This is a genomic window from Pseudomonas sp. MD195_PC81_125 (assembly GCF_014060985.1).
GTDB classification, from domain to species: Bacteria; Pseudomonadota; Gammaproteobacteria; order Pseudomonadales; family Pseudomonadaceae; genus Aquipseudomonas; species Aquipseudomonas parakoreensis.
This window is the reverse complement of the sequence record NZ_JABULD010000028.1, coordinates 1-8,423: the sequence shown is the minus strand read 5'-3', so window position 1 is coordinate 8,423 and position 8,423 is coordinate 1. Positions and strand designations below refer to the sequence as shown.

At 61.1% G+C, this 8,423-nt stretch carries 4 protein-coding genes and 3 pseudogenes; 1 reads left to right on the top strand and 6 read right to left on the bottom strand.

Features of this window, described 5'->3' with window-relative positions; translation table 11 throughout:
• Nucleotides 1–420: 420 nt before the first annotated feature.
• Nucleotides 421–1,054, top strand: a pseudogene (locus HT737_RS01215) (hypothetical protein).
• Between the two features lie 55 nt (nt 1,055–1,109).
• On the opposite strand, the gene HT737_RS01210 reads toward HT737_RS01215, so the two are convergent.
• The 6 genes and pseudogenes from HT737_RS01210 to HT737_RS01185 all read right to left on the bottom strand — a co-directional run bounded on the left by HT737_RS01210 (nt 1,110) and on the right by HT737_RS01185 (nt 8,227).
• On the bottom strand, nt 1,110–1,730 hold the full coding sequence (locus HT737_RS01210) for a TetR/AcrR family transcriptional regulator (RefSeq protein WP_047290883.1): 621 nt from the start codon (nt 1,728–1,730) through the stop codon (nt 1,110–1,112).
• A gap of 30 nt (nt 1,731–1,760) precedes the next feature.
• On the bottom strand, nt 1,761–3,443 hold the full coding sequence (phaC, locus tag HT737_RS01205) for a class II poly(R)-hydroxyalkanoic acid synthase (RefSeq protein ID WP_047290884.1): 1,683 nt from the start codon (nt 3,441–3,443) through the stop codon (nt 1,761–1,763).
• Between the two features lie 139 nt (nt 3,444–3,582).
• The gene (phaZ, locus tag HT737_RS01200; protein ID WP_041074940.1) at nt 3,583–4,437 is read right to left on the bottom strand and encodes a poly(3-hydroxyalkanoate) depolymerase; all 855 of its coding nucleotides are present in this window, start codon (nt 4,435–4,437) and stop codon (nt 3,583–3,585) included.
• Nucleotides 4,438–4,579: 142 nt separating this feature from the next.
• Nucleotides 4,580–5,774, bottom strand: a pseudogene (locus HT737_RS01195) (acetyl-CoA C-acyltransferase).
• Nucleotides 5,775–5,786: 12 nt separating this feature from the next.
• Nucleotides 5,787–6,547, bottom strand: a pseudogene (locus HT737_RS01190) (SDR family NAD(P)-dependent oxidoreductase).
• A 15-nt stretch (nt 6,548–6,562) separates the two neighbouring features.
• Nucleotides 6,563–8,227 carry an AMP-binding protein gene (locus HT737_RS01185; RefSeq protein ID WP_182401058.1) on the bottom strand — a complete coding sequence of 555 codons (1,665 nt, stop codon included), beginning with the start codon at nt 8,225–8,227 and terminating at the stop codon, nt 6,563–6,565.
• Between the last annotated feature and the right edge of the window lie 196 nt (nt 8,228–8,423).

Genomic DNA, 8,423 nt, shown 5'->3' with positions numbered 1-8,423 from the left:
AAAATCGACCACAACAGGAGGCCCATCCAGACGTGTGGATGTCGCATCATTGCGGGTTCCCCTTATCGTTCTTGTTATCCCGTAGGCGCAACGCCTTCGGCAAGGGAGCGGCTGCATCAGACTACGAACTTGAATCGCCGGGCCTTGCTGCGTGGGCAGTCGGGCGTCATCAGCTAACTCCATTCAATGGCGAGTATAGACAGCCGTCGGAAATTGCAATGTCGTGGCGTTAATGTTCTGAAACAGCCGGGACTTGCGCTAAAGGGCACGAATGGAGAAGGATGCAGACGAGTGGTGGCGAACCGATATAACGCTGCTGCATCAAGGATGAAATAATTATGACAAATGCGTCTTAGCATTTTTCGTAAGCCAGCTAAGTTATGTCTTCCCTATTTCATTGCCTTGTTCCCTGGAGTTTTCATGAACACCGCCGCATTGCGCGAGCAGATCCAAAAAGCCCGACAGACCGAAAACGAAACCGGACGGCTCAAGCGTCAGCTGGAAGCCAAGTTGCCTCATCTGCATTCGGCCATTCAGTTGCCGGACGCTAACCGCGAAGACGCGTTGACGAGTTTTTGTCAGCGCCTATATCGATGAAGTACCAGACATGCTGGACGCAGCCAATGAAGTTGCCAGGGAAGCGGGAATCGAGTCGCAGATCAAACCGGTGCTGAAAATCGCCGAGCAGTACTTCCTCCAGCCGCCGGTCGGTCTGGACAGCCTGCTGGACGAAGCCTATCTGGCGCACCGCTTTGTCGAAGAGGTCAACGACCTGTACATCAAACACCTCGGCCAGCCACTGATCCCCTTGGACATGACGGTCGCCAACCTGATTGCTCACCAGCTGCTCGGTGAGGAATTTGCCAATCAACTGGATGAAGTCGTGCATCACACCATCGACGAGATGCTTGACGACGAGAGTTTTGCGCTGGAATCGGTAGAAGCCTACCGCGACAAACTGAGCAGCCCGGACACCGGTGCCGCCTGGAAGCGCTGGCCGTGCATGGGCCGCCGCCTGGGCGTTGGCCTGGAGCTGGATCAGCCCGCTGCCTGAGTTACCCACAATCCAATGTAGGAGCTGCCGCAGGCTGCGATCTTTTGATTCTGGATCACTCGTGATCTTCAAGATACTGCAGGGCCATACGTTCGGTGGCGACTTTCACCGGCGGCAGCAGATGTGGCGCCACCAGCATCATGATCTGGTACACCACCAGCCTGACCTCACCCTCGCGATCGAGTATCCGTTGATAGTCCAGCGAGAACAGCAGGGTCATGGTGATCTGCTCCACCAGTTGCCCCAACGCCTGGGTATCACTGACCAACTGCCCTGCCGCCTTCAACCGCGCCAGCAATGACGCCAGGGTGCGCTTGAGCGCATTGAGCAGATGACGAATGCCTTTGGCCAGTTTCGGCAGCCGCCCGGCAAGGTTCGACAGGTCCTGGAACAGAAACCGGTATTGCGCCAGGCGCTCGACGATCAGGTGCAGAAACAGCCAGTAATCCTCCGGCGCCAGCTCGACGTCCGACGGTGGGTCGAGCAGCGGCGTCAGTTCATTCTGGAAACGCTCGAACAGGCCGAGAATCAGCGGCTCCTTGCCGTGGAAGTGGTAATAGAGGTTGCCGGGGCTGATCCCCATTTCGTTGGCAACCTCCATGGTGGAAACGTTGGGCTCACCCTTTTCGTTGAACAGTTGCAGGGCACATTCGAGAATCCGGTCGCGGGTTTTCATCCAGTCTTCTTAGAAAAGTTCGGTTAAGCGTCAGCGCACATGCACGTAGGTGCCGGGTGCTGCCTCCATCGGTGGATAGTTCGGGTTGCCGAGGGTGAACGTGGTTTCGCGCTGGGCGCCGGAGCGTTGCTGAATCCACTCCAGCCACTGTGGCCACCAGCTGCCGTCGACGCGTTTGGCGTCGTAGTACCAGGCGCGTGGATCGCTGCTGAGCTTGCCGTTCTCGACGTAGTTGGCTTTCGGGTTGCTCGGCGGATTGAGGATGCTTTGCACGTGGCCACTGTTGGACAGCACGAAGCGCCGCTCCCCGCCAAGCAACAGGGTCGAGCGGTACACCGCGTCCCACGGCGTGATGTGGTCATTCATGCCGGCCACGCTGAAGCTGTCGACGGTGACTTTCTGCAGGTCGATCGGCGTGCCACAGACTTCCAGCCCGCCCGGATGGGTCAGCGGGTTGTGCTTGAAGAAGTCCAGCAGGTCGCCGTGAAACGCGGCGGGCAGGCGGGTGTTGTCGTTGTTCCAGTAAAGGATGTCGAACGCGGGCGGTTCTTTGCCCAGCAGGTAATTGTTGACGAAGTAGCTCCAGATCAGATCGTTGGGGCGCATCCAGGCGAAGACCTTCGCCATGTCGCGCCCGTCGAGCACGCCTTTCTGATAGGAGCGGCGCTTGGCGGCTTCGAGGGTTTGTTCGTCGGCGAACAGCGTGGCCGGGGTTTCAATCTGACTGTCGAGCAGGCTGACCAGATAGGTCGCGCTGGAGACGCGTCGCAGCTGCCGCTTGGCTTGCAAATGCCCCTGCAGGGCGGCAATGGTCAGGCCACCGGCGCAGGCGCCCATCAGGTTGACGTCGCGGGCGCCGGTGATCGCCCGGCAGATGTTCATCGCTTCTTCCACTGCTTCGACGTAGGTCGACAGGCCCCATTCGCGATGGCGTACGTCTGGATTGCGCCAACTGATCATGAACGTCTGCAGGCCATTTTTCAGCGCGTACTGGACGAAGCTGTTCTGCGGGCTGAGGTCGAAAATGTAGTACTTGTTGATTTGCGGCGGCACCACCAGCAGCGGCTTGGCGTATTGCTTTTCGCTCATCGACTTGTACTGGATCAGCTCAAGCATCTCGTTGCGAAACACCACGGCGCCAGAGGTGGTGGCGACGGTTTTGCCGACCTCGAATGCCTGTTTGGTGACCTGGCGTGGCAGGCCGTCGTTGTGCAGCAGGTCATCGAACAGATGACTCAGACCGCGCACCAGACTGTGCCCGCCGGAGTTGAACAGCTCCTTGACTGCCAGCGGGTTGAGCAGCGTATTCGACGGTGCCACCGCGTCGTTGAGCAAGGTGAAGGCGAAGTGCGCGCGGGCGCGATCGTCATCGCTCATGTTGCTTTCATCAATCCAGCTCTTGACCTGTTTTTGCCAGGCCAGATAGGCCTGCAGGCTGCGCCGGTAGAACGGATTGAGGCTCCATGCCGGATCCGCGAAGCGGCTGTCGTTCGGGTTGGTCGGGTGCAGGGTTTCGCCGAGCAGCACGCGACCGAGTTGGCCACCGAGTTTCAAGGCGTGCTTCGCGCTGTGAATCGGGTTGCGCAGACCGTGGGCGGCGACGCTGCGCAAGGTCGAGATCAGGTCCCGGCCGCGCAGGCCGGTGATCGCACTTTGTGCGTTGATGAACACGGCGGGGCTGGGCACAACGCCCGTCGCTGGTTTGTCGCGCATGACTCAACACTCCTTCGTCTTCAGGTCAAAAACAAACTCACCGAACCAGAACACCATAGTCGCTGTTACGGGTTGCTGCCCGCGCGGCGTCCTGCCGCGCACTTTGTTCAAAACCCTGCATAAAGCCTGCCGCAGTGATTCAGCCGCCCAGTGGGGTCGGATGCGGATGCATCACCGCGCGCTGGCGTTCCTCCTCAAGGAATTTCATGATGATCGGCGCCACGGCTTCGGCGCGGGTGATCAGGAACAGATGACCGTCGTCGATGATGTGCAACTGGGCGTTGGGAATCCGCCAGGCAAGCATGCGCATGTTGATCAGCGGGATCAGCGGATCGTCGTCGCCGGCCAGTACCAGCGTCGGCTGATGGATCTTGTGCAGCCAGTGAATGCTGGTCCAGCCCAGGCCGGCGAACAGCTGCCAGTAGTAGCCGAGCTTGCCCGCCGAACGCACCTTGGCGGCATGGCTGGCGGCCAGTGTCGGGTCGCGGCGGAACGAGCCGCCGTAGATCAGCGGGGCGATACGGATCACGTGCGATGGCTGAATGTAGCGCCGCGGACTGGCCATCATCCACAGCACTTTCGGTTTGCCCGGCACCATCACCGCACCGGCGGCGGTCGCTGCCAGCACCAGTTTCTTGCAGCGCTCGGGGTAGTCGTGAGCAAACTGCTGCGCCAGCGCGCCGCCCCAGGACACGCCGATGACGTTGACCTGGCCGTAATCGAGGTAGTCGAGCATCCGCGCGGTCAGCTTCGCCAGGCCGGGAAAGCGATACGGCCGGTTGGGCGTCGACGAGCCGCCGACACCGGGCACGTCGAAGGCGATCACTTCCAGATCCGGGTCCAGCGCCGCGACAAATGGAAACACCAGCTCCAGGTTGGCGCCGATGCCGTTGAAAATCAGCAAGGGCGTCAAATGAGGCTTGCCGGGACGTACCGCCGTGCGGAGGGTCTGACCATCCAGGTCGACGGTACGGAAAATGAACGGTTGCGGCATGCTTCAGGCCCTGTGGATTAATTCATCCCGCTCCCTCTGTAGGAGCTGCCGAAGGTGCGATCTTTTGATTTTTGATTTTAAAAACAAGATCAAAAGAATCGCAGCCTCGTTGTACTCGACAGCTCCTACAGAGAGAGGGTGTTCAGTACACGCATTCCACGGCCATCGCCGTGGCTTCACCGCCGCCGATGCAGATCGCCGCAATCCCGCGTTTCAGGTTTTTCTGGCGCAGGGCCGAGAGCAAGGTCACCAGAATCCGCGCGCCCGAGGCACCGATCGGATGGCCCAGCGCGCAGGCGCCGCCGTGCACGTTGAGCTTGTCGTGGGGGATTTCCAGGTGAGTCATCGCGGCCATCGCCACCACGGCGAACGCTTCGTTGATTTCGAACAGATCGACCTCGTTCAACGCCCAGCCGGTCTTCTTCACCAGCTTCTTGATCGCGCCAATCGGTGCCACCGGGAACAGGCCCGGCGTGTCGGCAAACGCCGCGTGACCGTGAATCACCGCCAGTGGCTTGAGACCCAGTTTCTGCGCTTGCGACTGGCGCATCAGCACCAGCGCCGCCGCGCCGTCGGAGATCGAGCTGGAGTTGGCCGCTGTCACCGTGCCGCCTTCGCGGAACGCCGGTTTCAGTGAGGCGACCTTGTCCAGTTTGGCTTTCGGCGGCTGCTCGTCGTTGCTGATCAGCAGCTGTTCTTTGCCGACGGTCACCGTGAGCGGCACGATCTCGGCTTTGAAGCTGCCGTCCTTTGATCGCCTGCTGGGCGCGGGTGGTCGAGGCGATGGCAAACGCATCCTGGGCTTCGCGGCTGAAGTCGTTGGTTTCGGCGCAGTCTTCGGCGAAGGTGCCCATCAGACGGCCCTTGTCGTAGGCGTCTTCGAGGCCGTCGAGGAACATCGAATCGAGCACCCGGCCATGACCCATGCGATAACCGGCGCGAGCGCGGTCGAGCAGATACGGCGAGTTGGACATGCTTTCCATGCCGCCGGCGATCACCACGTCGGCGCTGCCGGCCAGCAGCATGTCGTGGGCCAGAATGGTGGTTTCCATGCCCGAGCCGCACATCTTGTTGACCGTGGTGCAACGGGTGGATTTATCCAGCCCGGCGCCCAAAGCTGCCTGCCGCGCCGGCGCCTGACCGAGGCCGGCGGGCAATACGCAACCGAACAACACTTCATCAACCGCGTCGCTGGCAACCCCGGCGCGTTCAACCGCTGCTTTGATCGCCGCAGCGCCCAGTTGCGGCGCGGTGAGGCTTTTCAGTTCGCCCTGAAAACCGCCCATCGGGGTGCGGACGGCACTGACGATAACAATCGGATCGTTGGCAAGAGTCATGACAAATCCTCCTTACTTGGCGGCCATGCGCAAGGCGCCGTCGAGACGGATCACCTCACCGTTGAGCATGCTGTTTTCGATGATATGCCGAACCAGCGCGGCGTACTCGGCAGGTTTGCCCAGGCGCGGCGGGAACGGCACGCCGGCGGCCAGCGACTCGCGCACTTCCGGGGTCATGCCGGCCATCATCGGGGTTTCGAAAATGCCCGGAGCGATGGTCATCACGCGGATGCCGAAACGCGCCAGTTCACGGGCGGCCGGCAGGGTCAGGCTGGCAATCGCGCCTTTGGAAGCAGAATACGCCGCCTGGCCGATCTGGCCATCGAACGCTGCGACCGAGGCGGTATTGATGATCACCCCACGCTCGCCGTCGGCATTGGCTTCGCTTTCGGCAATGGCCGCTGCGGCCAGTCGCAGCATGTTGAAGCTGCCGATCAGGTTGACGTTGATCACTTGGGCAAAACTCGACAGCGCATGCGGGCCGTTCTTGCGAGAATCTTCTCGCCCCGCACGATGCCGGCGCAGTTGACCAGACCGTTGAGGCTGCCAAAGGCTTTCAGCGTTGCCTGCACCGCCGCTTCGGCAGCGGCTTCGTTGCTGATATCGGCCACCACACTTTGCGCGCCGAGGCGCTGGGCCTGCGCGGCGACGGCTTCGGCATTCATGTCCACCAACATCACTTTGGCGCCGGCGTTGACCAGCAATTCGGCGCTGGCTGCACCCAGGCCGGAGGCGCCGCCGGTGACGATAAAAACCTTGTTCTCGATCTGCATGACTGACTTCCTGATTCAAGCTGAAACGTTGTGCGCCGCGGCCTCTTGAGCCTTGGCGATTTCCTGGTTGCGCAAGATAAAGCGCTGCAATTTGCCGCTTGGGGTTTTCGGCAACTCACTGACAAATTCGATTTCCCGCGGGTACGAATGCGCGGCCAGACGCTTGCGCACGTGTTGCCGCAATTCTTCGGCCAGCGCCGGTTCGGCGCGGTATTGCGGGTTGAGCACGACGAAGGCTTTGACCAGTTCGGTGCGTTCCGGATCAGGCTTGCCGACTACAGCGGCTTCGACCACCGCCGGGTGTTCGATCAGCGCACTTTCGACGTCGAACGGGCCGACGCGGTAGCCGGAAGTCGTGATCACGTCATCACTACGGCCGACGAAGCTGATGCTGCCGTCCGGGTTCCATTCCACGGTGTCGCCGCTGAGGTAGTAATCGCCGACGAAGGCCTTGGTCGGCACGCCCTCGTAGCCGCCGAACCAGCACATCGGCGACTGGGTGCGGTCGATGGCGAGGATGCCCGGCTGGCCGACACCGAGTTCGTTGTACTGCTCGTCGAGCACCACGATGCGATGGCCCGGCGAGGCGAAACCGGCGGCGCCGAGGTGGATCGGATGCTGCAGACCGTGGTGGTTGCACAGCACCATGCCCAGTTCGGTCTGCCCGTAATGGTCGTGAATCACCACATCGAGGTTGTCGGCGAACCAGCGGATCACTTCCGGATTCAGCGGCTCGCCAGCGCTGCTGACGATGCGCAGCTTGCCCTTGATCGACTTGGCGAACTCGTTGCCGCCGGCAATCAACAGGCGATACGCGGTCGGCGAGCCAGTGAGGTTGGTGATGGCGTATTTGTTAATCACCCGGCAGGTGCTTTCGAGGGTGAACGGACCATCGTAAAAGGTGATCGGATGCCCCATCGCCATCGGCCCGGTGACGCCGAAATAGATGCCGTAGGCCCAGCCCGGATCGGCGACGTTCCAGAACGCATCTTCAGGGCGCAGATCCACCGCGTCGCGGGTGTAGCTCTGAAACGCGACGATGGCCTTGAGCGGCACCGACAGCGCTTTCGACGGGCCGGTGGTGCCCGAGGTGAACATCAACAGGAACGAATCTTCCCCCGTCAGCAGGACCGGTTCGCAAACGCTGGAATAGTTGGCCAGTTCGGCCCAGAAACTGAAATCACCACGGACGATGCCCTGACCTTTGGCACCGCCGACGGTGACGATAATCGGGCAATCCGTGACTTCGGCGAGTTTTGGCCGATTGACCGCGTCGGTGACCACCACTTTGGCCCCGGAGCTGTTCAGCCGATGCTCGATGGCCTTGGGGCCGAATGCGGTGAACAACGGCTGATACACCGCGCCGATGCGCCAGGTGGCGAACACGGTGATGAGCAATTCGATGTTGCGCGGCAGCAGGCCGGCGACCTTATCGCCCTTTTGCACGCCTTGTTCGAGAAGGAAATTGGCGAAACGCGCGGCTTTGTCTTGCAGTTCGCTGAAGGTGTACGTGGCACTGGCGCCGTCGCGGCCTTCCCAGAACAGCGCGATGCGCCCCGGCAAGGCATGGCGATCGCAACATTCGACGCAGGCGTTGAGCGCCTCCAGCGTGCCGCTGAGCGCAGCGTCCACGGTGTGCTGATAGTTGAACTGTTCAGTGGCAGACAAGTAATCGCGCATTGCCAGAATCCCTCGGTGTTTTTATTAGGCTGGGAACCGTAAACAACACAGGGATAGTCGCGCTGCGGCGCGGAGGCGGCAATGGTCAAAGCCATCAAAGTGGCTGACTGGTTTGGCCATGTTTCAAGGGATGTGTTGCCTTGACCGGCCCTATCGCTGGCAAGCCAGCTCCCACAGGGTTAGCGCAAACTCTGTG

Excerpts from the sequence above, each read along its gene's own strand:
- HT737_RS01210 (WP_047290883.1), bottom strand. The coding sequence starts at position 1,730 with ATGAAAACCCGCGACCGGATTCTCGAATGTGCCCTGCAACTGTTCAAC.
- phaC (WP_047290884.1), bottom strand. The coding sequence starts at position 3,443 with ATGCGCGACAAACCAGCGACGGGCGTTGTGCCCAGCCCCGCCGTGTTC.
- phaZ (WP_041074940.1), bottom strand. The coding sequence starts at position 4,437 with ATGCCGCAACCGTTCATTTTCCGTACCGTCGACCTGGATGGTCAGACC.
- HT737_RS01185 (WP_182401058.1), bottom strand. The coding sequence starts at position 8,227 with ATGCGCGATTACTTGTCTGCCACTGAACAGTTCAACTATCAGCACACC.